This window comes from Kitasatospora sp. NPDC048722, from assembly GCF_040650235.1.
Classification (GTDB): domain Bacteria; phylum Actinomycetota; class Actinomycetes; order Streptomycetales; family Streptomycetaceae; genus Kitasatospora.
Genome location: NZ_JBEZGX010000003.1, coordinates 49,734 through 71,757, shown reverse-complemented (window position 1 = coordinate 71,757; position 22,024 = coordinate 49,734). Strand labels below are relative to the sequence as shown.

Sequence of the window (22,024 nt, the reverse complement as noted above, 5' to 3'; positions counted from 1 at the left end):
AGGCGTCCACTGACGGGTGATCACCGGTGACGCACGCGTGGAACCGGGCAGGTATCCGGCGGTGTCGTCCGGAGGGACGTGATCACAGGACCGGAGGGAGTGTCGGGTGGAGGCGTCATCGAGGGTGGGGGCGTCGTCGACGAGCGGGCGGGAGCTGCTGGCGGCGGCGGGAGTGCTGTTCCCGGACGAGCACGGGCGGGTGCTGGTGGTGCGGCTGCCGTACGACCGCAGGCATCCGGTGGCGATCCCCGGCGGCGGCTGGGAGCCGACGGACCTCTCCCCGCGTGAGACCGCGCTGCGCGAGATCGCCGAGGAGCTGGGGTTCACGCCCCGGCTCGGGCCGCTGGCCTGCATCGACTGGACGCTCGACGACCACCGTCCGCCGATCGCCGCCCACCTGTACTGGGCCGAGCCGATCGGCCCGGAGCAGGCGGCGGCGATCCGGGCGGACGCGGCGGAGATCGGCGGCTGGGTGTGGCTGTCGCCGGAGGCGGCCGGGCACGCGCTGCCGCCCAGGCTGTCGCGCCGGGTGACGGCGTGCCTGCGGGCACCCCGCACGGCCGCTCCGCTGGAACTGGAGGACGGTTGGCCGGCCGGTCACACGCTCGAACACCTCCCGGCCGCACCGCCGCCGCCCGCGTACACCGGGCCGGCCGGGATCCCGGAGCTCCAGGGCCACGGTGCGGCGGACCCGGCACCGCCGCTGGACCGGGCCGCCTTCATCGCCTCCCGCCCCCGGATCCGGGCCAAGGCGCGCGCGGTGTTCACCGACGACGCCGGGCGCGTTCTGCTCGTCCGGCTGAAGCCGTGGGACGGGCCGCGCGGGCGGGTGCCGTACTGGACGCTCCCGGGCGGCGGCATCGAGGCGGACCGCGAGCTGCCCCGGGCCGCGGCCCGGCGGGAGGTCCGCGAGGAGTTGGGGTGGGAGGTCGAGCCGGGGCGGCTGCTCGTCCTGGACTGGCTGCCGTCCTCCGCCGCCGATCCGGCGCTCGACCGGGACACCGCCGTCCTCGTCTACGTCTACGACGGCGGCACGGTGACGGACCGGATGCTCGCCGCGATCGCCCTCGCCGAGGACGAGTTGATGGACTGGCGCCTGTGCGAACCGGCCGAGGCCCGAGCCCTGCTGTCCGCGCCGTCGTGGGGCCGGACGGCCGCCGCGCTGGCCGCCCGGGAAGGCGGCGGCCCGCTCGAACTGGTCGACGGACGGCCGGTGGGATAGCAGCCGGGCGGTGCTGTGATCCACACTGGGAGGCATGCAGAACGTGATCGGAGAGGTGCTGGCCGGTCGCCGCGTGGCGTCGGTCAGCGGCGGCGGCCGGCTGGACCTCACGCTGGACGGCCCGGTGACCGTCCGGGTGGCGCACGAGTTCCGGTTCGCGGCGCCGTCCTTCACCGCGCCCGCCGAGGTGGAGCACTTCTTCCCGGCCCTGACGGTCCGCCCGACGGCGACGCTGCTCGCGCTCGTCGGCCGGACCGTCGGCTCGGCCCGGGTCACCCCGGCCGGCGGCCTGGAGCTGGACTTCACCGGTGGCGGCGCGCTGTCCGTCCCGCCGCACGCGGTGCTGGCGCCGTGGAGCGTGGTGACGCCGGAGGGCGAGCTGTGCGCGGGGCTGCCGGGCGGCGAGGTCAGCTGGACGGAGTGAGCCGGGGCGAGACGGGTCCGGCGGACGGCGGCCCGCCGAGCCCCGCGGCCCTCACGCCCGGTCAGACCTCCATGTCCGCCTCGATCTTGACGAGCTGGTGGCGGGCCATCGCCAGGTTGGCGCGGCCCTTGTCCAGCGCGAGGTAGAGGAACAGACCCTTGCCGGTGCGGCTGGTGAGTGGGCGGATCAGGTGGTACTGGCTGCTGAGGGTGATCAGGATGTCCTCGATGCCGTCCTGCAGGCCCAGCATGTCCATGGTGCGCATCTTGGCGCGGACCACGTCGGTGTTCCCGGCGGCGGCCACGTTGAGGTCCAGGCCGCCGGGGCCGTCGAGGGTGGCGAGCGCCATGCCGCTGTTGTAGTCGACGAGCGCGGCGCCGATGGCGCCCTCGATGGAGGTCATGGCCTGCTTGAGGGCGCCGGCTGCGTCGGTCATGTCGGTGACTCCGTTTCGGTGGTTCGGTGATGGGATGGTCGAACAGGGGTAGGGGGCAGGACGGGCGGACGGTCGGTCAGCCGGCTTCGCGCGGGTCCTTGGGTACCAGGGCGTCGGTGAGCAGTCCGGCGATCCGCCGGGCCGATCGGCGGGCCTCCAGGTGCAGGCGGCCGACGTTGACGTCCGGGTGCGCCAGCAGCGTCAGCACGCAGCTGCCGCCGGCCGCGTACGTGGCGACGTAGCCGTGTTCGCCGCGCACCAGGGACTCCCGGAACTCGCCCTGGCCCGTCGTGTCCGCGAGCCGCTGGGCGAGGGAGAGGGAGGCCGCCGTCATCGCGGCCAGGCCGGACGGCTCGGTCCCGTGGGTGTCGTGGGCGACCAACAGGCCATCCACGCTGGCCACCAGACCACCGGCGAGGTGCGGGATGCGGTGTTTGACGGCGCGGAGCTCGGCGAGCAGCTCGGTCTCCAAGGCGATCAGTTGTCTCCTTCCGACACGCTGCTTGAGCGCCCGCCTCATGGCCGGTACGGCGGGGTCGCGGGCGGAGAGTGGCTCAAAGTCGGGCCTCCAGGAGGGTCAGGACCCGGGTCAGCAGCGCGATGTCCGGGTCGGGCACGGTCAGCGGATGGGCCGCCGCCGGGATCGGCGGGCGGTCGGAACGGGGGGCGGCGCCGGGTGCCGGGGCACCGCGCTCCGGAGCCCCGGCTGCGTGGGCGCCGAGTGCGTGGGCGCCGAGCGGACGGGGCCCGTAGGCGGTGGATCCGGCCGCCGGGACGCTCGTGACGGCTCCGGCTGCGACGGCTCCGGGCGCCCCGGCGCCGGTGAGGGTGGCGCCGGGGACCCGGCGGTGCAGGCCGCCGGAGCGCGGGACTTCGGGTGCTGGTGCCGGTTCGGCGGCCGCTGGCGGTGGCGGCTGCGCGGGGACGGGCGCGGCGACGGGCACGGGCTCGGGCACCGACACGGGGACGGCGGCCGGCGCCGGGGCGGATGCGGCGGCCGGGCCGGGTACGGAGACCGGTCCCGGCACCACCGCCGGAGCGGAGTCGAGCAGCCCGGCCGCGGCCAGTCGACGGACGTCCGCCGTCACGCCGAACCCGGACCGGCCGAGCAGCCGGGCCAGTTCGGCCGGGGTTCTTCGGCCGTCCGCGTGGTCGAGCAGCTCCCGCCGGCGGCGGCCGGGCGGCCGGCGGGACGGCCGCCGGGCGGCCTCGGCCGGGCGGACCGGCGCGGTGTCGAGCTGTGGCCAGGGCCAGATGCCGTCCAGCAGGTGCCGGCGGCGCTCGGACTCCCGGCAGACCCGTGCCGCGTCGACCGCCGCCACCGGGCCGAGCCAGTGCCGGGCACCGGTCTCGAACCGCCAGAGGCCGCCGCCGGTGTCGGCGAGGACGAAGAAGGCGGCGTCGAACAGGGTTTCCAGGTGGCCGAGTTCGAGCTCCCCGCGGGTGATCCGGCCCTGGTCGACCAGGGCTGCCGCGACACGGGCGTGCGGACCGTGGACCTCGACGAGCTCGCGCCACTCCCCCGGCGCGAGCCGGCCGCAGCCGGTGAGGAGGTCGCCCAGGTCGGGAGCACGGTCGGACTCGGCGTGGGTCACCAGGCCGTCGGTGAGGTAGACGCTGCCGAGCGGACCGCGCAGCGCGCCGGTGGCCTCGCGGGCGGCGAGCAGGCCGACCGCCTCGCCCGGCGTCCGCGGAACCGTCGGTGGCAGCAGGGCCGTCGGGGCCGCGTGCGCGCTCACCCGAGCACCAGCTCCTCGGCGAGCGCCTGGAGGCGATAGCGGGCCCCGGCGAGGTTGCCCTCCTCGCGGTCCAGCCACAGGTGCAGGACGAGCCGGCTGTCGAAAACGGTGTCGATGAAGCAGATCAGGTGGTAACTGCGGCCCGCAGTGACGATGATGTCCTGCAGCGGTGCCCGACGGTCCTCCGACGCGGTGAAGGTCTGGCTCTCAACGGCCGCCCGTACCAGGTCGGTTGCCTCGGCCGCCGTGGTCTCGTGCTCTCCGGCCGGGCTCTCGCCCAGGCTGCCGAGCGCGAGCCCGCTGCTCCAGTCGACCAGGCTCGCGGAGCGGGCGCCGGTGATCGCCATCGCTCCGGAGAGGCATTCGTCGATACCCGGCACACCGGCTCCTTCGTGGGGGGGTCGTCCATCGCACGGGGGAATGCTGCGCGGCCGGGCGCGCAGCGCGGCGCCGGCCGGACCGCCACGACGAGTGGCGGGTTCGACACGGAAGGCTACTGCCGGATTCCGTATGACGAACATTCCAATGGCATATTCACACCAGTAGCAGTGAATTCCGGCCATGCTGTGACGGAGCATCAACGCTGCGTCGCCATCGAAACCCGCTGGCCGTGGCCTCGCCGTCGCCCGCCGCTCACCGGCCACCTGGAACGGGACCTTGGCCGATAGTCGGCCGTACCGGAGGGTTTCGGCCACCGAATGCGATAGAGGAACCGGACGGCCGGAACGGGCGGTGGACGCCGGGAGGCGGCAGCGGGAACGGCCGCGAAAGCGGGCACGAGCGACGGCACCGGGCAGCGGCTCAGGGTGGGTCCGGGGCGGGTCCGGGGACGACCAGGATGGTCCGGGAACGGCTCGGGAACGGCGAAGGGGCTCGTTCCGCTGGACGGAACGAGCCCCTTCGGGTGGAGCGCCAGGCCCGGGTCGCACGGACTCTCCCCACTGAAAGTGGGGCGTGCTCTGGTAGCACCGCTGACGCCTGTCCGGGAGATCATTTCCTCCCGACGAGAAGAACAGTAGCAGGTCAGCGCCCCTGTTCAGAAATCGCGTCAGGGGAGCCCGGGGGCCGGGCGGAGAGACCGGCCGCCTCCGCCAGCAACCGGTAGGACTCCGCCATCGCGGCCCGGTCGTAGGTGCTCGTGGTGACCAGGAACTCGTCGGCGCCCGCACGGGCCACCAGCGCGGAGACCTCGGCGGCGGCCTGCGCCGGGGTGCCGGCGATGTGGCCCGCGAGCGACTGCTCGTACGCGGCCCGCTCGCGCGCCGTCATCGACCGGGCGAGGACCTCGGCTGCCGGGAGGAGCGGCGGGAACTCGCCGTGCGTCCGGGAGTACGCGCCCGACCAGGCCTCGGGGACGAGCAGCTCGCGCGCCCGCTCGACCGTGTCGGCCACCGCGACGGTGCCGGAGACCACCACGTACGGCTCGGCGGCGCGGACGGAGGGGCGGAAGCGCGCGCGGTAGCGGTCGATGGCCTCCAGCATCCGCTCCTCCCCGCGCGGGGCGGCGATCACCAGCGGCAGCCCGGCCTCGGCCGCAAGATCGGCGCCCGCACCGGTGGCAAGGACGAATGCCGGCACCCGCAGGCCCTCGGCCGGACGGGCGTGGACGCCGCGGTGCGCCCGCTGGGTGCCGTCGAACCAGCCGAGCAGCTCGGCCAGCTGAGCGCCGAAGTCGTCGGCGGCGTCCTTCTCCCGCCCCAGCGCCCGCCGGACGCCGTCGGTGAAACCCACCGACCTTCCGAGGCCCATGTCGATCCGGCCGGGGAAGAGCGAGGCCAGCACGCCGAACTGCTCCGCCACCACCATCGGCTGGTGGTTGGGCAGCATCACGCCGCCCGTCCCGACCCGGATCCGGGACGTGGCCGCCGCCACCGCCGCCGCGAGCACCGTCGGTGCCGAACCGGCCACCCCCGGCACGCCGTGGTGCTCCGAGACCCAGAACCGGTGGTAGCCGAAGGCCTCCGCCTGCCGGGCGAACCCGACCGTGCTCCGCAAGGCCTGCGCGGACTCCTCCCCTCGCCTGGTGCGGGAGCGGTCCAGCACGGAGAGTCGGAGCGCGGGCTGTGCAGTGGTCACGTCCGGGGACAACACGGGCACGGCGCCCGGGTATTTCCCCCAGCCGGCTACCGCTGAGGTATTCGCGGCGTCCGTCGGCCCCAGGGCTTGTGGACGGACAGCACCACCAGGAACAGGTAGAGCGACAGCGCCACGGACGGGACGATCACCACGTTGTACCGGACGAAGCCGAGGTCCGCCGCGGTGATCGGCCCGACGGGGTGTGCCTCCACCGCCCGCACCGCGTCGTGCAGGCGGTCCGGGAGCGCGAACGCCGACGCGCCCAGCGCCGCGAGCGTGAGCCAGAACTTCGTGCTCACCCAGTAGTGGCGGAACAGTCCCCACGTGGTGCCCAGCCCCAGCACCACTCCGCTGGCGAAGGTCAGCAGGCTCAGCGGCAGGACCAGGACGTCCCCGAGCAGTCCCATCGCCCGGTAGGCCGCGCGCACCCGATCGGCGTCGTCCGTCGCGAGCGCCGCCGCGGCGAGGGTGAGCAGGCAGAGCATCAGCGCCAGCCAGCCCACCGACGCCACCAGGTGTACGACCACCAGCCGCTTCCGCGCGGCCGGGGAGAGCCGGCGGCGCGGAGGTGCCGGAGAAGCGGCTGAGCGCGGGGGCGACGGCGAAGCCTCCCCGGCTGCCGAGGACTCCGGGAGCGAGCGCATCCGTACCTCCTTCGATAGGGGCCATCAGAACGCGCTCAGCCTCCCCCGCCCTCCTCTCATCGGACATCTGCCGGTGGGAGTAACTCCGACTACTCCCCGCCGAGTACGGCGGACGGCACGAGGACGCCCGCCCGCCTCACCCCGTCACGGTGAAGTCGTGCGCCGCGCCGAGCCGTTGGAGCGAGCCGCGCCCGGGGACACCGTCCGCGTCGGCGTCGGAGTAGCCGCAGCGGCGCTGCCAGCCGGCGTAGGCGGTGACCGTCAGGCTGCCGAACGAACCGTCGACCCAGCGCTGTTCGAGCAGCCCCTCGTCCGCCAGCGCCTGTTCGACGATCGCGACCTCGGCGCCGTACGTCCGGTGGCCCTGCTCGGCGCCCGGGTCGGTGCCGGCCGCCGCGACGACGTGGGCGAGCGAGACGGTGCGCGGGCCGGGCAGGTAGCCGAGCAGGCGCAGCAGCGAGGTCGGGCCGGGGACACCGTCAGCCGCCGGGCCCGAGTAGCCCAGGCTCCGCTGGTAGTCGGCGTAGTTGAGGGTGTCGGCGTCCGTCCAGTCCGGGCCGGGGCCGGACCGGTAGTGGCCGCCGAAGCCCTGGGCCACGAGCGCCCGGCCGACGGCGGTGACCTGGTAGCCGTGGGCGCCGTAGCCGTACCGGAGGCCGTTGACGGTGGCCTGGTAGCGGGCCGGGACGGGTTCGGCGGGCGGGGTGGGGCCGTCCGGCGGCGGGGGCGGGAGGGACGGGCCGCCGGTGAAGTCCGGCCAGGAGCCCGGGTCGGTGTGGTCGTTGTCGGGGACGTGGGCATGGGCGTACCAGCCGCCGCGGGTCTCCCACACCCGCTCGTCGCGCCGGCTGCCGAAGTCGGTGGGCCGGCCCATCGGCCAGACGTCGGGCACGCCCCACGAGGCGATCCAGGCGTGCAGGGGGCCCCAGCCGGCGCACGGGGTGTCGACGAGGCGCGGGTAGACCGTGCCCTGGTGGCGGCAGTAGGGGAAGAAGACCGCCTCGATCTGGATGACGACCCGTCCCGCGCGGTTGGTGCGGGTCGGGATCCCGGGTGGGCTGAGCAGGCTCCTGGAGCGGGAGTCGGCGGGGAACAGCTGGGCCGTCCGGCCGCTGAACGGGTCCCAGACGAGGTGCGGGGCGTCACCGGCGCCGCTGGTGGTGAAGTAGGTGACCAGGTCGTCGAACGTGCACCAGTCCTGCGGGGCGGCGGCGCTGGCGTCGCGGTCCCAGGTGATGTGCGCGATGGCCTTCGGCGGGTACTGCTGGTCGGTGGGGGCGTGATCGCCGAGGTCGTGGACCTCGGCACCGGGCAGCCACAGCTCGGGCATGGCGTGTCCTCCGGACGGAGTGGGGGGAGTACGGAGTGACGGGGCACGGACATCGTTGCCGTTATCGGCAGGTCCATGCCTCCGAATGACTCCGGCACGGGACGGAGGTCCGCTGAACCCCCGGGGGCCGCTCGCCCATTCGGATATCCGATGAGCAATCGCAGGTCCGTGCGGATTGCACGCCCCCTGTGACGTGCGCGGCGAATCCCACCTCCTCACGGCCCGTCCTGTCAATCGTTGACTTCGACATTGGTCTAGTCCACGGTGTTCGCGAGGCCGGACCGACCGGAGGAAGAGGTCAACTGGCCGCGAAAACAGTCGAGTTCGACCGACGGAGAACCTGTATGAGACGAGTCTGCCTCGCCCTGCCCACCAACCGGGCCTGCGCCGGCACCATCACCGCGCTCGCCGAGGAGGCCGCCCACGCCGCCGCGCACTTCGACGTCGAGGTGCACCTGCTGATCCTCGACACCTCCGACAGCTCCGGCACCTCCGACGCCGCGGGGGCGCCGGAGGCCGCCGAGGACACCGGGGCCACTCCGTTCGCGCGGAACGCGGCGGCCGTCGCCGCCCTGGCCCCCGCCCCGCGCGTGGTCGTGCACCACCTCGACGAGGCGTGGCAGCGCGCCTTCCTGGAGCGGGTGATCCGGCGTTCCGGCGTCCCCGGCCCCGGGCTGCTGCTCGACCTGATGCTCCCCGACGCCGTCTCCTACGGCGCCTGCACCAACCGGATCTTCCTCGTCGCCGCCGCGCTCGGGTGCACGTCCGTCCACCGCCGGGACTCCGACGGCGACTACCAGCTCCTGGACGGGCGCAAGGTGTTCCCGATCGACCACGAGCTGCGCGCGCTCGGGCGGCGGGCGGGCGACGTCGCGGCGGACGCCACCGCCGTCACCAGGAACGAGCTGGACCCTGCCCACGGCGACCGTCCCGTGGTCCTGGTCGGCGGCTCGTTCATCGGCGAACTGTCCGTCGACGTCGGCGAGATCCGGGAACTCGACCCCGCCGTCTACCACGACGTGGTCGGCCTCTGGGCACCGCCGGTCTGGTCCGAGGAGGAGAAGCGCGAGCTGGTCGAGGCGTCGTTCACCGGCGGCGGCACCGAGCCGTTCCGCGCGGACGAGACGGTCCTCGGGCCGCCCGACATCTGGCGGGTCGACATGTGCAACCTCGGCCTGGACCACCGCGTCTACGAGCGGCTGCCGCTGCCGCCCGCGACCGACACCATCGGCAGCGACTACTTCCTCCTGCACGTGGTCCTCGACACGGGCCTGCCGGGCGTCGTCCACAACCGGCACATCGTCAACTACTACACGCCCGAGCGCCGCACCGGGCCCGGATTCACCGCCTACCAGGTGCGGTTCGCCAAGTTCCTGCTCTCGATGCTGTACCTGCACCCGGTCTACGGCGAGATGACGGCGCTCGGCGAGGACCTGCTCGACGAGCGGCACGAGGTCCGCACCGCGCCGATCCTCGACTCCGTCCGCCGCAGCGCCGACTGGGACCCCGCGGAGAACGTCCGCCGGCTGGACGTCCTCGACCGCTCCTACCGCCGGCTCGGCGGCAAGTACGCGGACTTCGCCGACCACCTGGCGCCACTGCGCGAGCGGCTCCTCGCCGAGGCGCGGGCCGACGCCGAACGCTTCGCGCTGCTCATCGACGCGTGGGGCGCGCTGGTCGCCGCGGCACACGCCGAACGGGCCGCGGCGACCGGGGAAACCGGGGCGGCCGGATGAGCGACGACGACCTGCTCATCCGCCCGCTCGCCGAGGACGACTGGGACACCGTCGTCGCCCTGGAGCACGACGCCTACGCGGCCGACGGCCTCTCCGAGGGCCGGGAGGCCCTGGAGTCCCGGGGCCGCAGCTCGCCCGGCACCTGCCTCGTCCTGGAGAGCGGCGGGAAGGTCCGCGGCTACCTGCTGAGCCTGCCCTACCCGCCGCTGCGCTGTCCGGACCTCGCCCGGCCGGAGGGCACCGCCCACCGGTCCCGCAACCTGCACGTGCACGACCTCGTCATCGCCGAGGACCTGCGCGGACGGGACGTCGCGCTGCGCTTCATGCGCCACTTCCAGGACCGCGCGCGGGAACAGGGATTCGAGCAGATCTCCATGGTCGCGGTGCGCGGCACCGACATCATCCTGCGGCTGCTCGGCTACCGCGCCCACCGCGAGGTCGTCGTCCCGGCCTCGTACGGCAGGCGGGCCGTCTACATGTCGATGCCCGTGGGGTAGCGGCCCGCGCGGCCGGTCACCCGGCCACGGGACCGCCGGCGCGGGCCCGGCCGGCGGCGAACTCCGCGGGCGCCGCACCGACGGGCCCGGTGAAGCGGTCGCGGAGGACCCCCGGCGTGGCGCAGCCGACCGCGGACCACACCCCGGCCGGGTCGCCGCCGCCCAGTAGGAGCGCGGCCGCGCGCTCGACGCGGCGGGCCGTCAGGTACCCGTACGGCGAGGCCCCGTACGCGAGCTCGAACTCGCGGCTGAGCTGCCCGGCGGGCATCCGGGCGGCGCGGGCGAGCGCCTCGACGTCCAACGGGCGCGCGTACTCCCGGTCGATCCGGTCGCGAACGCGGCGCAGTCGCGCGAAGTCGCTCAGGCGCTGTGCCGCGATGCGGGCGCGCGCCCATCCGGGATGGCACATGGAAGAACCCCCTTCGCCGACGGCGTCCGTGCGTCCGTCGACTCTCGTCAGTGGCCGCGAACGAGCCGTCCGGGCGGACGGCTCAGCGGAGTTCCTGGATGCGGACGAGGTTGCCCGCCGGGTCGCGGAACGCGCAGTCGCGGACGCCGTACGGCTGCCGGGTCGGCTCCTGCACGACCTCGGCGTCGCCGGCCTGCACCTTCTCGAAGGTGGCGTCGAGGTCGCGGGTGGCCAGCAGGATCCAGCCGTACGTGCCCTTGGCCATCATCTCGTTGATGGTGCGGCGCTCGTCCTCGGTGACGTTGGGGTCGGCGGCCGGGGGCGCGAGCAGGATGGAGGTGCCGGACCCGCCGGCCGGTCCCACGGTGATCCAGCGCATCGTGCCCTGGCCGACGTCGCTGCGGACCTCGAAGCCGAGGACGTCGCGGTAGAAGGCCACGGACGCGTCCGGGTCGACGTGCGGGAGGACGGTGGTGTGAATGGTGAGGTCCATGCCGACGATGCTAGGGGCGGCCGGTGGACCGCGCTTCTCGATTCCTGACTGATTCCTGACCGGTTCCCGCCCGCTTCCCGGCCTCGGCCGCCGGAGCACGTAGCGCGCACGTCCCGGGCGGGTCCCTGGCACGTCGCGGGCACGTCCGAAACCCGTCGCGGTTCCGTCCCGGTTCTCGTCGACCGGGGTCCGCAATCGCCCGGATTCCGGGATGGTGGTGTCAACGACTCGTGCGCTGGGGGAGTTGTCATGGGGAACGGCCAGGAACTGGTGACCGCGACCGTCGACGCGCTGGTCCGCGCGCCCGGCTCGGCGGTGGCGGAGCTCGTGCGCACGCGGCTGCGGGCGGTGCCGGGCGGCGAGGAGGCGGCGGCCTCGGCCGGGGCGGATCCGGCGGACCCGCGGGCGCGGGCCGCGCTCACCTTCGCCGTCGGCCGGCTGCTCGCCGAGGACCCGGCGTTCGCCCGCTACCTGCTCTCGACGGAGCTGGGCCCGCCCGCGAACCCCGCGACGGTCCAGCTCCGGACGAGACCGGCGGACCCGCCGACCGTCCACCTCCAGGCCGGACCGGGCGACGCCGGGACGGTCCAGCTCCGGCTGAAGCCCACGTCCGGCCGACGGGCCACCGGCGGGATCCTGGTGACGCTCGCCCTCGTGGTGGTCGCGTCCCTGGTCGCCCTCGGGATCGACCTCGGCAACCGGCCGCTCCTCCAGCCCGGTGTCCACGGCTTCGACCACGCCGCGACGGCGCTGCGAGACCCCGTCCAGGCGCAGGGCGTCCTGCCCGGCCCCGCGGCGATGCCGAGCGGCTGGCGGATCGAGACCGCCCCGCAGTCCGGGACGAGCGCGGGCGACGGCGTCCCGTGCTTCGTCCAGGACGCCTGCGACCAGCAACTCGCCTACGCCACCGTGACGTTCCGCGCCGGCGAGCGGCACAGCGCGAAGTTCGTCGTGGTCACGTTCGCGACCGCCGCGACGGCCGGCCGGGCCTTCGACGCGATGCTGGAGCGGGTGGGCGGCGCCGGTGCCGCCGCGGCCGTGCCGCTCCCGTCGATCGGCGACCAGAGCGCCGCCAGGTCACACGGCTCGGACGGCATGGAGGCCCTGGTCCGGGTCGGCACGACGCTCCTGTACGTCGGCGACTCCGGCGCCGACGCGACCACGGCCGACACGCCCGCCCTCACCGCCTTCGCCCGGCTCCTCGCCACCCGCGCCCAGCAGGCGCAGGACGGCCGGACGCCCGACGCCGCCGCGCCCGGCTCCAAGGCCTGACCCCCGTTCGGCTCCCCTCCCGCTCACCGCCCGGGGAAGCTGAAGGCGTACCCGTTGGCCCGCAGCCACGGCAGGAACCGCTCCAGCGCCTCCACCGTCTGCGCCCGGTTCCCCCCGCCGTCGTGCAGGAGGACGGTCGGGCCGCGCCGCAGCTGCTCCTTCGCGGTCTCGACGATCCGCTCGACCCCGGGGCGTTCGAAGTCCCGGGTGTCGACGTTCCAGCCGAGCGGCCGCATACCGTGGGCGGCGGCGATCTGGCGGCTCTCGGGCGTGAACGCGCCGCCGGGCGCCCGGTAGGAGGGGACGGGGCGCCGCCGGTGGCGTCCTGGATCATGCGCAGGCCGTCCACGATCTCCTTCTCCTGGTAGGCGACCTCCTTGCCGTCCATCGCGGTGTCGTGGCTCACGCTGTGGTCGCAGAGGCGGTGGCCGGCCGCGACGACCTGCCGGGCGAGATCCGGGTGAGCGGTGGCGCTCGGGCCGAGCATGCAGAACACGGCCTTGGCGCCGTTGCGGGCGAGGACGTCGAGGACGCGCGGGGTCCACTGCGGGTCGGGCCCGTCGTCGACGGTGAGGTGGACGGTCGTCCCCTCGTCCTCGGACTTGCGCGTGATGCTCATGTCCACCGTCGGGGCGGGCGGGAGGCGTCCGGCGCGGTGGCGGAGGGCGCGGGTACCAGCTGCTCGGATGGTCTCGGGGGTCCGTGGTTCGTCGTGGTGGCGCACGGTGCTGCTCCTCGTCAGGGGGTGGACGACCACCACCCTCGGCCGCGCACGTGCGGGCCCGGTGAGCCGCGTATGACCGTTTCGCAACAACGTGCGACAGGTTTCGCAACAACTGGCCGCCCGCCCGGCGCCATGGTCCGGAGCACGCCTGACCAGCGCCGATACTGGCAGACATGCCACGAGTACTACTGATCGAGGACGACCCGTCGGTGCGCGACGCGCTCGCGCTGGGCCTGCGCCGCCAGGGCCACGCCGTGCGCACCGCCGCGTCCGGCGAGGAGGGGCTTGCCGAGGCCCACCGGGAGCCGCCCGAGATCGTGGTGCTCGACCTGATGCTGCCGGGCATCGACGGCCTGGAGGTGTGCCGCCGTCTGCGCGCCGACGGCCCCACCCCGGTGATCATGCTGACCGCCCTCGGGGACGACGTCGACACCGTCCTCGGCCTGGAGGCCGGCGCCGACGACTACGTGGTCAAGCCCGCGCAGTCCCGCGTCCTGGACGCCCGGATCCGCGCCGTGCTGCGCCGCACCGGCGGCCCCGGTCCCGAGCCCGTCCGCGAGGCGCTCGGCGACCTCGTCCTGGACCGCGCCGCGCTCACCGTCACCAAGCACGGCGTCCCGCTGGTCCTCGCCCCGGGCGATCTGCGCCTGCTGCTGGAGCTCGCCGCCGCGCCCGGCCGCGTGTTCAGCCGCGAGCAGCTCCTGGAGTCGGTGTGGGGCCTCGGCCGCCAGGACGACATCCGGCTCGTCGACGCCGGGGTGAACCGGCTGCGCGCCAAGATCGAGGACAGCCCGGCCGCGCCCCGCTACGTCCGGACTGTCCGCGGTTTCGGCTACCGCTTCGGACCGCTGTGAACCGCGCCCGCCGGAACCCCCCGGCCGACGACCCCTCCGGCAGAGCCGCCGCCGGGCACCCCGCCACCGGACGGCCGTCCCGGCCCGGCCGGCACCGGCTGCTGCGCCTGCGCCGCGCCGTCGCCGGGCTGCGCCCGCGCATGCTCGCCGCGTTCCTGGCCGTCGCCGCCATCAGCGCGCTCGCCACCGCCGCCCTCACCTACCGGGCCGCGACCAACTCCACCCTCGACCTCACCCAGGACACCACCCTCGACGAGTTGCGCCGACGCATCGACGTCCTCTCCCCCGCCCTGCCGTTCCCGCCGACCCAGGCCGAACTCGACCGCCTCGCAGGGCAGTTGTCCGGCACCAACGGCTTCCGCGACTGGCGCATCCTGGCCTCCTACGGGACGATCCACTCCGAGTGGACCCAGCCCGTCGCCGTCCCGCCCAGCCTGCAGGCCACCGTCGGCTCCGGCCGCGCCGCGTTCCAGCGCTTCGCCGCCGACGGCCACCCGTGGCTCGCGGCCGGGGTGCCCGTCACCTACGCCCCGTCCGGCGTGACCACCGGCGTCCCCGCCAGGACGCCGCCCGGCTCCGGCACCCCCTCCGGCCTCACCGTCTACGCGGTCCTCCCCCTCGACCGCGAACAGGCCACCGCCAACGAGGTCCTCGCCGGTGCCGCCGGCGCCGGCGTGTTCGCCGCCGTCCTCGCCGCCGGACTCGCCCTGTTGGCCGCCCGGCAGGTCCTGCGACCGGTCCGGGCCCTCGGCGACGCCGCCCGCGCCCTCGCCCAGGGCCGGCTCGACACCCGGCTCACCGTCACCGGCCACGACGAACTCGCCCAGCTCTCCAAGACGTTCAACCACACCGCCCGCACCCTCCAGGGCACCATCGAGGAACTGCGCGCCGTCGAGAGCCAGGGCCGCCGGTTCGCCGCCGACGTCTCCCACGAACTGCGCACCCCGCTCGCGGCCATGCTCGCCGTCACCGACATCCTCGACGAGGACGCCGAACAGCTCCCGCCCGACACCGGCACCGCACTGCGCATGATCAGCAACGAGACCCAGCGGCTCACCCGCCTCGTCAACGACCTCATCGAGATCTCCCGCCTCGACGCCGGCGCCGCCCCGCTGCGCGCCGAGGACGTCGACGCGGCCTCGGCGGTGCGCGAGACCCTCGACCTGCGCGGCTGGTCCGAGCGGATCGAGACCGACCTGCCCGCCGCCCTGCCGGTGCGGCTCGACCCGCGCCGCTTCGACGTCATCGTCGCCAACCTCGCCGGCAACGCGCTGCGCCACGGCCGCCCACCGGTGCGCCTCGGCCTGCGGGAGGCCGACGGCGTGCTCGTGCTCACCGTCACCGACCGCGGCCCGGGCATCCCGCCCGCCGAACTCCCGCACCTGTTCGACCGGTTCTACAAGGCCGACAAGTCCCGCGCCCGCTCCGAGGGCAGCGGGCTCGGCCTCGCCATCGCCCAGGAGAACGCGCGCCTGCACGGCGGCATCATCGAGGCCGCCAACTCCCCGGCGGGCGGAGCGGTGTTCACCCTCGTCCTGCCCCTCGGCACCCCTTCGGAGGACCAGTGACGACCCCCCGCCGCCAGGCCCCCCGCCACCAGGCCCCCCGCCGCCTCGCCGCCGCCACCGCGCTGCTCCTGCTCACGTGCGGCTGCTCGATCCCGAGCACCGGTCCGGTCCGCAGCGGCCTGCCCGCCACCGGCATCGAACCGGGCACCCGGCTCTACTTCCCCGGTCCGCAGGGCATCCGGCTCGCCATCCGCCCCGGCGGCCGGCGCGAGGACCTCCAGCAGACCCTCGACAGCCTGCTCACCGGCCCCGACCAGGCCGAACGGCGCACCGGCCTCTACAGCGACCTGCCCGCCACCGGCAAGGTCCAGGCCACCGCCACCCCCGGCGCCGTCACGCTGCGCCTGTCCTGGCCGACCACCTCGCTCAGCACCACCGCCATCCAGCAGCTCGTCTGCACCACCGAGGACGCCCCCGCCGCCGGCCCGACGCCCCACGTCTCCATCGTGAGCAGCGACGCCCCCAGCGCGATCCAGCAGCAGTGCGACCTCCACCGCAACGGCTGACCCCACCGACCCCCATATTCGGGCAAGCGTTCGAATAGGAGCGTACGCTGGTGCCATGCCCGGCACCGTTCACCTCCAGCCCTCGCTGTTCGACGACCCCGGCGACGACGTCCGCCTCGGGCCGCTGCGGGGAGTGCGGCGGGTGGTGCTCGGGGACGGGGCGTGGCTCGACGTGCTGCCGGGGTGGCTGCGCGGGGCCGACCGGGTGTTCGAACAGCTGGCGGCGGAGGTGCCCTGGCGGGCGGAGCGCCGCGAGATGTACGAGCGCATGGTGGACGTCCCGCGACTTCTCGCGTCCTACCCCGAGGGCGCCGAGGCCCCGCACCCGGTGCTGGCCGAGGCGCGCGAGAGGCTGAGCGCGCACTACGCCGAGGAGCTCGGCGAGCCGTTCCGCACGCTGGGCCTGTGCTACTACCGCGACGGGCGGGACAGCGTCGCCTGGCACGGCGACCGGATCGGGCGCGGGAACCGCGAGGACACCATGGTCGCGATCCTTTCCGTCGGCGAGCCGCGCGCCCTCCTCCTGCGGCCCCGGTACGGCGGGGGCGCCGTGGTGCGGCACCTGGTCGGGCACGGGGACCTCGTCGTGATGGGCGGCTCGTGCCAGCGGACCTGGGAGCACGCGATCCCGAAGACGGCACGGCCGGTGGGCCCGCGGATCAGCGTCCAGTTCCGGCCGCGCGGCGTGGCCTGAACCCCGGTTGCCGTCGGCGGACCGGGCGTGGAGGCTGGCCGGAGGGGACGGTCCCCGACGCGGGCCGAGCGCAGGAGGCGGCATGCCGAAGGCGGGCAGGTACCGCGAGGGCGTCCCCTGCTGGGTGGCGCTCGCGGTGCCGGACGTCGAGCGGGCGCGGCGCTTCTACCGCGGGCTGTTCGGCTGGGACTTCGTCCCGACCGGCCCGGCCGAGGCCGTCGCCACGCTGCACGGCGCCCAGGTCGCGGCCCTCGGGCCGCCGTCCGAACCGCCCGCCTGGCTCACCTGCCTCGCCACCCCCGACGTCCGCCGCAGCGCCGCCGCCGTCCGCGCGGCGGGCGGGCGGCTCCTGCGCGAGCCGTACGACGTGCCCGACCAGGGCCGGGCGGCGCTCGCCGCCGATCCGCAGGGCGCGCGCTTCGGGCTCTGGCAGGGCGGGCCGGTCCCGGGCGCAGGGCTGGTCAACGAGCCGGGCACGTTCACCTGGAACGAGCACCTGTCCCCCGACCCGGACGCCGCCCGCGCCTTCTACCGGCAGGTGTTCGGCCTCACCCACGACCACCCGCGGGACGGCTACACCGTGTTCCGCGCCCAGGGCCTCCCGGCCGGCGGGATCGGGCCCTCGGGCGACGCCCGCGCCGCGTGGCTGACCTCGTTCGCCACCGACGACGCGGACCGCGCCGCCGCCCGGGTGCGCGCCCTCGGCGGGACCGTCCTCACCGGCCCGGAGCCGACGCCCTTCGGCCGCTCGGTGCTGGTGCGGGACGACGGCGGCGCGGTGTTCACCCTGGTCGCCGTCCCACCCGACGAGTCCGCGGAGGCGGCCTGAGGCCTTCGGCGCCCGTCGGTCCCCTCGGTCCTCCCTCTTGGTCCGCTCAGTCCTTGACCGCACCCGCGAGGCCGGACACCAGTTTGCGCTGCACCGCGATGAAGAAGACCAGCACCGGCACGGTCATCAGCGTCGACGCCGCCATGATGCCGCCCCAGTCGTTCTCGTCCGGCTTGAAGAAGACCAGCAGGGCGGACGGCAGGGTCTGGTTCCGCGTGGCGCTGATGATGAACGTCTTCGCGAACACGAAGTCGTTCCAGGCCGCGATGAACGAGAACACGCTCGTCGCCGCGAGGCCCGGCGACACCAGCGGCAGCAGGATCCGCCACAGGATGCGGGCCCGGCTCGCGCCGTCGATCTGCGCGGCTTCCTCGATGGACTCCGGCACGGCGGCGACGAAGCCGCGCATCATCCAGATCCCGAACGGCAGCGAGAACGCCAGCTGCACCAGCACCAGCGACACCAGGGTGTTCAGCCCGAGCCCCGGGACGTGGCGGCCGGCGTCGCGGAACATGAAGAACAGCGGGATGGTCAGCGCCTCGACCGGGATCATCTGCGCGATCAGGAACATCACCATGACCGTCGTGCGGAACCGGAAGCGGAACCTCGTCACCGCGACCGCCGCCAGGAAGACGACCACCGCCGACAGCACCACCACCGACAGCGCGACGACCGCGCTGTTGGCGAAGTACCGCCCGAACCCGTCCACGCCCAGCACCCTCCGGAAGCCGTCCAGAGTCGGGTGCGCCGTCCACGGCCTCGGGTCCAGCGACTGCACCTCGCCCTTCGGCTTGACCGCCGAGAGCACCATCCAGAAGATCGGGAACGCCGTGACGACGGCCGCCGCGATCGCGCCCCCGTTCGCGAGCAGCCGCCAACCACGCCTGTCTGCGAGGCAGTTCACAGTTCGTTCCCCGTCCGTCGCAGGGTGCGGATGTAGAAGGCCGTCGGAACCACCAGGACCAGCAGCATGATCACGCCGATGGCCGCGCCCAGCCCGTACTGGGAGGAGGCGAAGGCCTTCTGGTAGGCGTAGACGTTGAGCACGAGGTTCTGGCCGGCGATGCCGCCGCCCTCGGTCATCACGTAGATCTGCGTGAAGCACTTGAAGTCCCAGATCACCGACTGGATCACCACGATCGTCAGGATCGGCCGCAGCATCGGGGCGGTGATCCGGCGGAACGTGGTCCAGGTGGTGGCGCCGTCCAGGGCGGCGGCCTCGAGCACCTCCGCCGGGATCGCCCGGATGCCCGCGTAGAGGGTGACCATGACGAACGGGTAGGAGTGCCAGACCACGACCGCGCCGACGATCAGGAACGCCGACCACCTGTCGTAGAACCAGTTGTACTCGTGGAAGCCGGTGAGCCCCAGCCGCACCAGGGTGTGGTTGACCAGGCCGAGGTTGGTGTCGAACAGGAAGCTCCACACCGTCGAACCGGTCATCGCGGGCGCCGCCCAGGCCGCCGTCGCGGCGGTGGTCAGCACCAGCCGCGGCCACCGGCCGACCCGGGTGAGCAGAACGGCGAACGTGGCGCCGACGGCGATCGTGGCGGCCACGCAGAACGTGGCGAAGCCGACCGTCTGCAGCAGCACCGTCCAGAACCGGCCGTCGCCGAGGACCTTCTCGTAGTTGCCGAGCCCCACGAAGGAGGTCGGCGCCCCGCCGGAGGCCTGCGCCTGCCCGAAGTCCAGCACGGACAGCAGGCCCAGCTGGTAGATCGGGTAGGCGACCAGCGGGATCATGACGACCGCCGCCGGCAGGAGCAGCAGCAGTGGGGGTCGGCGCCGCCGGCCGCCCGGGGACACGGCCGGCGCCGGGCCCCGGCGGCGGCCTCGCGCGGAGGACGGCGGCGCCGGGGCGGTCGTGGTGGATGCGGACACGTGACCTGCTCTCTGGCCTGAAGGGGCTGCGGACCGGCGTCAGTGCGCCGCGAAGGCCGAGGTGATCTGGGTGGCGGCGTCGCCGGAGGCCTTCGCCACGTCCGCCTTGCCGGTGACGACCTGCTGGACCATCGTCGGGATCACCGCCTGGGCGTCGATCTGCGTCCAGGCCCGGTCGAGCGGGACGAACCGGGTCCCGGCCGCGATGGTGTCGGTGAACGGCTTCAGGAAGGGGTCCTTCGCCGCGACCTTGGCGCTGACCGGCGTGAGCGTCGGCAGGTTCCCCATCGCGTCGTACATCTGCTCCTGGTAGGCCGGTCCGGCCAGCAGCTGCGCGAACTCGACCGCGAGCGAGCGGTGTCTGGCAGCCTTCATGACGCCGAAGTTGTTGCCGCCCGCGAACGCCGGCGCGATCGACCCCGGCTTCTCGCCCGGCAACGGCACGACGCCGTACCTGCCCCGCACCGCGCCCGCATCCACCTTGCTGCGACTGGAGTTGGGCAGGATCGCCATCGCCGCCTTGCCCGCCGCGAACAGGTCGACGGTCCTGCCGCCGGTGAGGTCCGCGCACTGCTGGGCCGGGCAGCCGTCGGCGCCGAACAGGTCGGTGTAGCGCCTGATCCCGGCCTGCGCGGCGGGCGAGTCGATCGCCCCCCTGAAGCGCGCACCGTCCTTGGCGGCGATGTCGCCGCCCGCGTCCCAGACGAACGGCAGCACGGCGTACGTGTACTTGCCGCCGACCGCGATGCCGTAGGTGTCCGGGTGCGCGGCGTGGATCTTCCGCGTGGCGGCGACGAGTTCGGCGTACGACGTCGGCGGGGCGAGCCCGGCCTCGGTGAACAGGTCGGTGCGGTAGTACAGCGAGCGCACCGCGACCCACCACGGGACGCCGTACGTCCTCCCGTCCACGACGGCCGTCTTCGCGATCACCGGGTCGAGGTCGCCCTTGCTCTGCCACCTGTCCAGGTCGGCGCCGATGTCGGCGAGACCGCCCGCGGCGACGTAGCCCGGCAGGTCGGTGTTGCCGAACTCGACCAGGTCGGGGGCGCTTTGGGGGTCGTTGAAGGCGCCCTTCATCTTCGCGGCGCGGGCCGAGGCGTCGGTGTCGATGTAGCTGACGTTGACGGTGACGCCCTGGTGGGAGGCCTGGAACTCGGCCACGGCCTTGCCGACCACGGCCTCCTTCGCGGCGTTGCCGGCCTCGTTGAACAACCAGACCTGCAAGGCGCCCGTCCGGTCGTCGGCCCCGGCACCGGCCGGCGCCGAGGTGCCCGGCGCGCAGGCCGCCGCGGCCAGGCATCCGGCCGTGAGCACGGCCGCCGCGGCCGTCCGTCCGATGAGTCGCATGGTGGAGACCTCCCCTCCCGACAGCTGCCGCCGGGACGTGCGCCGCTGGGGACGGGCACGTCGAAGCAGGCCCTGACCGGGGCCGGTGGTGGGTGGGTTGCGGGGTACGGCAGGGCGGGTTCCGACGGGCGGGGGATGCCGTCGCCTGCTCGATGGCAGGGACGTTAGGCGCGGGCGCTCGCGGCCAACAAGAGGCGGTTCACGAAGTTTTGCACTGCACAACGTTGTGTCGAGAACGCGGCGATCCGCGCGCGAACGGGTACGTTCTGAGCCATGACGGACCCAGGAGCAGGGCCCAGGAAGCCCGCGCCCGAACGCAACCAGTCCTCGTCGCTGCGCCGCGCCCTCGCCGTCCTCGGCCACGTCCGCGACCACGGCGACGGGCGCGGCGTCCCGCTCGCCCAGCTCGCCGAGGCGCTCGACCTCAACAAGAGCACCGTGCTGCGCCTGGCCGGCCCGCTGCTCGACGAGCACCTGCTGGAACGCGACCGCGAGACCGGCTGGTTCCGCCTCGGCCACGGCTCACTGCGGCTCGGCCAGGCCTACCTCTCCACCCTCGACCTGCGCAGCGTCGCCGCCGAACACCTGCGCCGCCTCCAGCGCGAGGCCGGCGAGACCGTCCACCTGACCGTCTGGCAGGCGCCGGGCATCGTCTACCTCGACAAGGTCGAGGACGAGACCAACGTGCGGATGGCCTCCCGTGTCGGCAGCCGTGCCCCCGCCTACTGCACCGCCACCGGAAAGGCGATCCTCGCCTGGCTGCCCGACGAGGCCGTCACCGAGGTCGTCGCCGCCGGCCTGCGCCCGGTCACCGCCTGGACCATCTCCGACGAGACCCGGCTGCGCGCCGACCTCGCCCGGGTCCGGGCCCGCGGCTACTCCATCGACGACCGCGAGAACGAACCCGAGGTCCGCTGCGTCGCCGCGCCCATCTTCGACCACACCGGCGAGGTCACCGCCGCCCTGTCCGTCTCCGGCCTGACGTCCCGGATGACCGCCGCCCGCGTCCGCGCCCTCGGCCCGGTCGTCGCCCAGACCGGCCTGCGGATCTCCCGCGAACTGGGCTCCGACCGCCAGCCGGCGTGACCGGGGCGAATGCGCCGGAAAAGCGAACGAGGCCCGGCACCCGAATAGGTACCGGACCTCGCCCGACAATAGAGCGCCAGGCCCGGGTCGCACGGACTCTCCCTACTGAAAGTAGGACGTGCTCTGGTAGCACCACTGACGCCTGACGAGGAATCATCCCCCTCGCGACGAGAAGAACACTAGCAGCCCGGAACCCCCACCACGAAACCGCCCCGCACCACCGGAAAACCCCGGAAAAGCGAACGAGGCCCGGCACC

23 protein-coding genes and 1 pseudogene are annotated in these 22,024 nt (G+C 74.3%); 11 read left to right on the top strand and 13 right to left on the bottom strand.

The window, feature by feature from the left end:
- The first annotated feature begins 106 nt into the window (after nucleotides 1–106).
- The gene (locus AB0C76_RS03710; protein WP_359959124.1) at nucleotides 107–1,222 is read left to right on the top strand and encodes an NUDIX hydrolase; all 1,116 of its coding nucleotides are present in this window, start codon (nucleotides 107–109) and stop codon (nucleotides 1,220–1,222) included.
- 34 nt (nucleotides 1,223–1,256) lie between these two features.
- Nucleotides 1,257–1,646, top strand: coding sequence for a DUF6188 family protein (locus AB0C76_RS03705; protein WP_359959121.1), 390 nt, complete (start codon nucleotides 1,257–1,259; stop codon nucleotides 1,644–1,646).
- 61 nt (nucleotides 1,647–1,707) lie between these two features.
- On the opposite strand, the gene AB0C76_RS03700 is transcribed toward AB0C76_RS03705, so the two are convergent.
- The 7 genes from AB0C76_RS03700 to AB0C76_RS03670 form a co-directional block, all read right to left on the bottom strand.
- Nucleotides 1,708–2,082 carry a hypothetical protein gene (locus tag AB0C76_RS03700; RefSeq protein WP_359959118.1) on the bottom strand — a complete coding sequence of 125 codons (375 nt, stop codon included), beginning with the start codon at nucleotides 2,080–2,082 and terminating at the stop codon, nucleotides 1,708–1,710.
- A gap of 76 nt (nucleotides 2,083–2,158) precedes the next feature.
- Nucleotides 2,159–2,554 (bottom strand): roadblock/LC7 domain-containing protein, encoded by a 396-nt coding sequence (locus AB0C76_RS03695; RefSeq protein ID WP_329932028.1) that lies wholly within the window; start codon nucleotides 2,552–2,554, stop codon nucleotides 2,159–2,161.
- An 82-nt stretch (nucleotides 2,555–2,636) separates the two neighbouring features.
- Entirely contained in the window at nucleotides 2,637–3,821 is a 1,185-nt protein-coding gene (locus AB0C76_RS03690) for a hypothetical protein (protein ID WP_359959115.1), read from the bottom strand.
- Nucleotides 3,818–4,201 carry a hypothetical protein gene (locus tag AB0C76_RS03685; protein ID WP_359959112.1) on the bottom strand — a complete coding sequence of 128 codons (384 nt, stop codon included), beginning with the start codon at nucleotides 4,199–4,201 and terminating at the stop codon, nucleotides 3,818–3,820. The genes AB0C76_RS03690 and AB0C76_RS03685 overlap by 4 nt, the downstream gene beginning before the upstream one ends.
- Nucleotides 4,202–4,844: 643 nt before the next feature.
- Nucleotides 4,845–5,897, bottom strand: coding sequence for an LLM class flavin-dependent oxidoreductase (locus AB0C76_RS03680; RefSeq protein ID WP_359959109.1), 1,053 nt, complete (start codon nucleotides 5,895–5,897; stop codon nucleotides 4,845–4,847).
- Nucleotides 5,898–5,944: 47 nt separating this feature from the next.
- The gene (locus tag AB0C76_RS03675) at nucleotides 5,945–6,424 is read right to left on the bottom strand and encodes a DUF2269 domain-containing protein (protein WP_359959106.1); all 480 of its coding nucleotides are present in this window, start codon (nucleotides 6,422–6,424) and stop codon (nucleotides 5,945–5,947) included.
- 253 nt (nucleotides 6,425–6,677) lie between these two features.
- On the bottom strand, nucleotides 6,678–7,871 hold the full coding sequence (locus tag AB0C76_RS03670) for a peptidoglycan-binding protein (RefSeq protein ID WP_359959103.1): 1,194 nt from the start codon (nucleotides 7,869–7,871) through the stop codon (nucleotides 6,678–6,680).
- Between the two features lie 344 nt (nucleotides 7,872–8,215).
- On the opposite strand from AB0C76_RS03670, the gene AB0C76_RS03665 reads away from it, so the two are divergent.
- Together AB0C76_RS03665 and AB0C76_RS03660 are read left to right on the top strand one after the other, a co-directional pair.
- Nucleotides 8,216–9,607, top strand: a complete 1,392-nt coding sequence (locus AB0C76_RS03665) for a DUF6271 family protein (RefSeq protein WP_359959100.1) — start codon at nucleotides 8,216–8,218, stop codon at nucleotides 9,605–9,607.
- A complete protein-coding gene (locus AB0C76_RS03660) occupies nucleotides 9,604–10,104 on the top strand; it encodes a GNAT family N-acetyltransferase (protein ID WP_359959097.1) in 501 nt (166 codons plus the stop codon). Before AB0C76_RS03665 ends, AB0C76_RS03660 begins: the two co-directional genes overlap by 4 nt.
- 16 nt (nucleotides 10,105–10,120) lie before the next feature.
- Here the strand turns inward: AB0C76_RS03660 and AB0C76_RS03655 are convergent, their stop codons facing one another.
- Together AB0C76_RS03655 and AB0C76_RS03650 are read right to left on the bottom strand one after the other, a co-directional pair.
- Nucleotides 10,121–10,513, bottom strand: a complete 393-nt coding sequence (locus AB0C76_RS03655) for an AraC family transcriptional regulator (protein WP_359959094.1) — start codon at nucleotides 10,511–10,513, stop codon at nucleotides 10,121–10,123.
- 82 nt (nucleotides 10,514–10,595) lie between these two features.
- Nucleotides 10,596–11,006, bottom strand: coding sequence for a VOC family protein (locus tag AB0C76_RS03650; RefSeq protein WP_359959091.1), 411 nt, complete (start codon nucleotides 11,004–11,006; stop codon nucleotides 10,596–10,598).
- Between the two features lie 249 nt (nucleotides 11,007–11,255).
- Between AB0C76_RS03650 and AB0C76_RS03645 the strand changes: the two genes are divergently transcribed.
- Nucleotides 11,256–12,278: a hypothetical protein gene (locus AB0C76_RS03645; protein ID WP_359959088.1), complete on the top strand. Its 1,023-nt coding sequence runs from the start codon at nucleotides 11,256–11,258 to the stop codon at nucleotides 12,276–12,278.
- Between the two features lie 23 nt (nucleotides 12,279–12,301).
- Here AB0C76_RS03645 and AB0C76_RS03640 read toward each other — a convergent pair.
- A pseudogene (locus AB0C76_RS03640) lies at nucleotides 12,302–12,966 on the bottom strand (polysaccharide deacetylase family protein).
- 209 nt (nucleotides 12,967–13,175) lie between these two features.
- On the opposite strand from AB0C76_RS03640, the gene AB0C76_RS03635 reads away from it, so the two are divergent.
- The 5 genes from AB0C76_RS03635 to AB0C76_RS03615 all read left to right on the top strand — a co-directional run bounded on the left by AB0C76_RS03635 (nucleotide 13,176) and on the right by AB0C76_RS03615 (nucleotide 17,453).
- On the top strand, nucleotides 13,176–13,856 hold the full coding sequence (locus AB0C76_RS03635) for a response regulator transcription factor (RefSeq protein WP_359959085.1): 681 nt from the start codon (nucleotides 13,176–13,178) through the stop codon (nucleotides 13,854–13,856).
- Nucleotides 13,853–15,424, top strand: a complete 1,572-nt coding sequence (locus AB0C76_RS03630; protein ID WP_359959082.1) for a HAMP domain-containing sensor histidine kinase — start codon at nucleotides 13,853–13,855, stop codon at nucleotides 15,422–15,424. Before AB0C76_RS03635 ends, AB0C76_RS03630 begins: the two co-directional genes overlap by 4 nt.
- A complete protein-coding gene (locus AB0C76_RS03625; RefSeq protein ID WP_359959079.1) occupies nucleotides 15,421–15,930 on the top strand; it encodes a hypothetical protein in 510 nt (169 codons plus the stop codon). Before AB0C76_RS03630 ends, AB0C76_RS03625 begins: the two co-directional genes overlap by 4 nt.
- Before the next feature lie 55 nt (nucleotides 15,931–15,985).
- Nucleotides 15,986–16,624 carry an alpha-ketoglutarate-dependent dioxygenase AlkB gene (locus tag AB0C76_RS03620; RefSeq protein WP_359959076.1) on the top strand — a complete coding sequence of 213 codons (639 nt, stop codon included), beginning with the start codon at nucleotides 15,986–15,988 and terminating at the stop codon, nucleotides 16,622–16,624.
- A gap of 82 nt (nucleotides 16,625–16,706) precedes the next feature.
- Nucleotides 16,707–17,453, top strand: coding sequence for a VOC family protein (locus AB0C76_RS03615; protein WP_359959073.1), 747 nt, complete (start codon nucleotides 16,707–16,709; stop codon nucleotides 17,451–17,453).
- Nucleotides 17,454–17,499: 46 nt separating this feature from the next.
- On the opposite strand, the gene AB0C76_RS03610 is transcribed toward AB0C76_RS03615, so the two are convergent.
- From AB0C76_RS03610 to AB0C76_RS03600, 3 genes are read right to left on the bottom strand one after another with little or no spacing between them, the layout of a single operon-like run.
- A complete protein-coding gene (locus tag AB0C76_RS03610; protein ID WP_359959070.1) occupies nucleotides 17,500–18,357 on the bottom strand; it encodes a carbohydrate ABC transporter permease in 858 nt (285 codons plus the stop codon).
- Nucleotides 18,354–19,334, bottom strand: a complete 981-nt coding sequence (locus AB0C76_RS03605; protein WP_359959067.1) for a sugar ABC transporter permease — start codon at nucleotides 19,332–19,334, stop codon at nucleotides 18,354–18,356. Before AB0C76_RS03605 ends, AB0C76_RS03610 begins: the two co-directional genes overlap by 4 nt.
- A 39-nt stretch (nucleotides 19,335–19,373) precedes the next feature.
- A complete protein-coding gene (locus AB0C76_RS03600) occupies nucleotides 19,374–20,681 on the bottom strand; it encodes an extracellular solute-binding protein (RefSeq protein ID WP_359959064.1) in 1,308 nt (435 codons plus the stop codon).
- A 273-nt stretch (nucleotides 20,682–20,954) separates the two neighbouring features.
- Between AB0C76_RS03600 and AB0C76_RS03595 the strand changes: the two genes are divergently transcribed.
- A complete protein-coding gene (locus AB0C76_RS03595; RefSeq protein WP_359959061.1) occupies nucleotides 20,955–21,767 on the top strand; it encodes an IclR family transcriptional regulator in 813 nt (270 codons plus the stop codon).
- Nucleotides 21,768–22,024 lie beyond the last annotated feature (257 nt).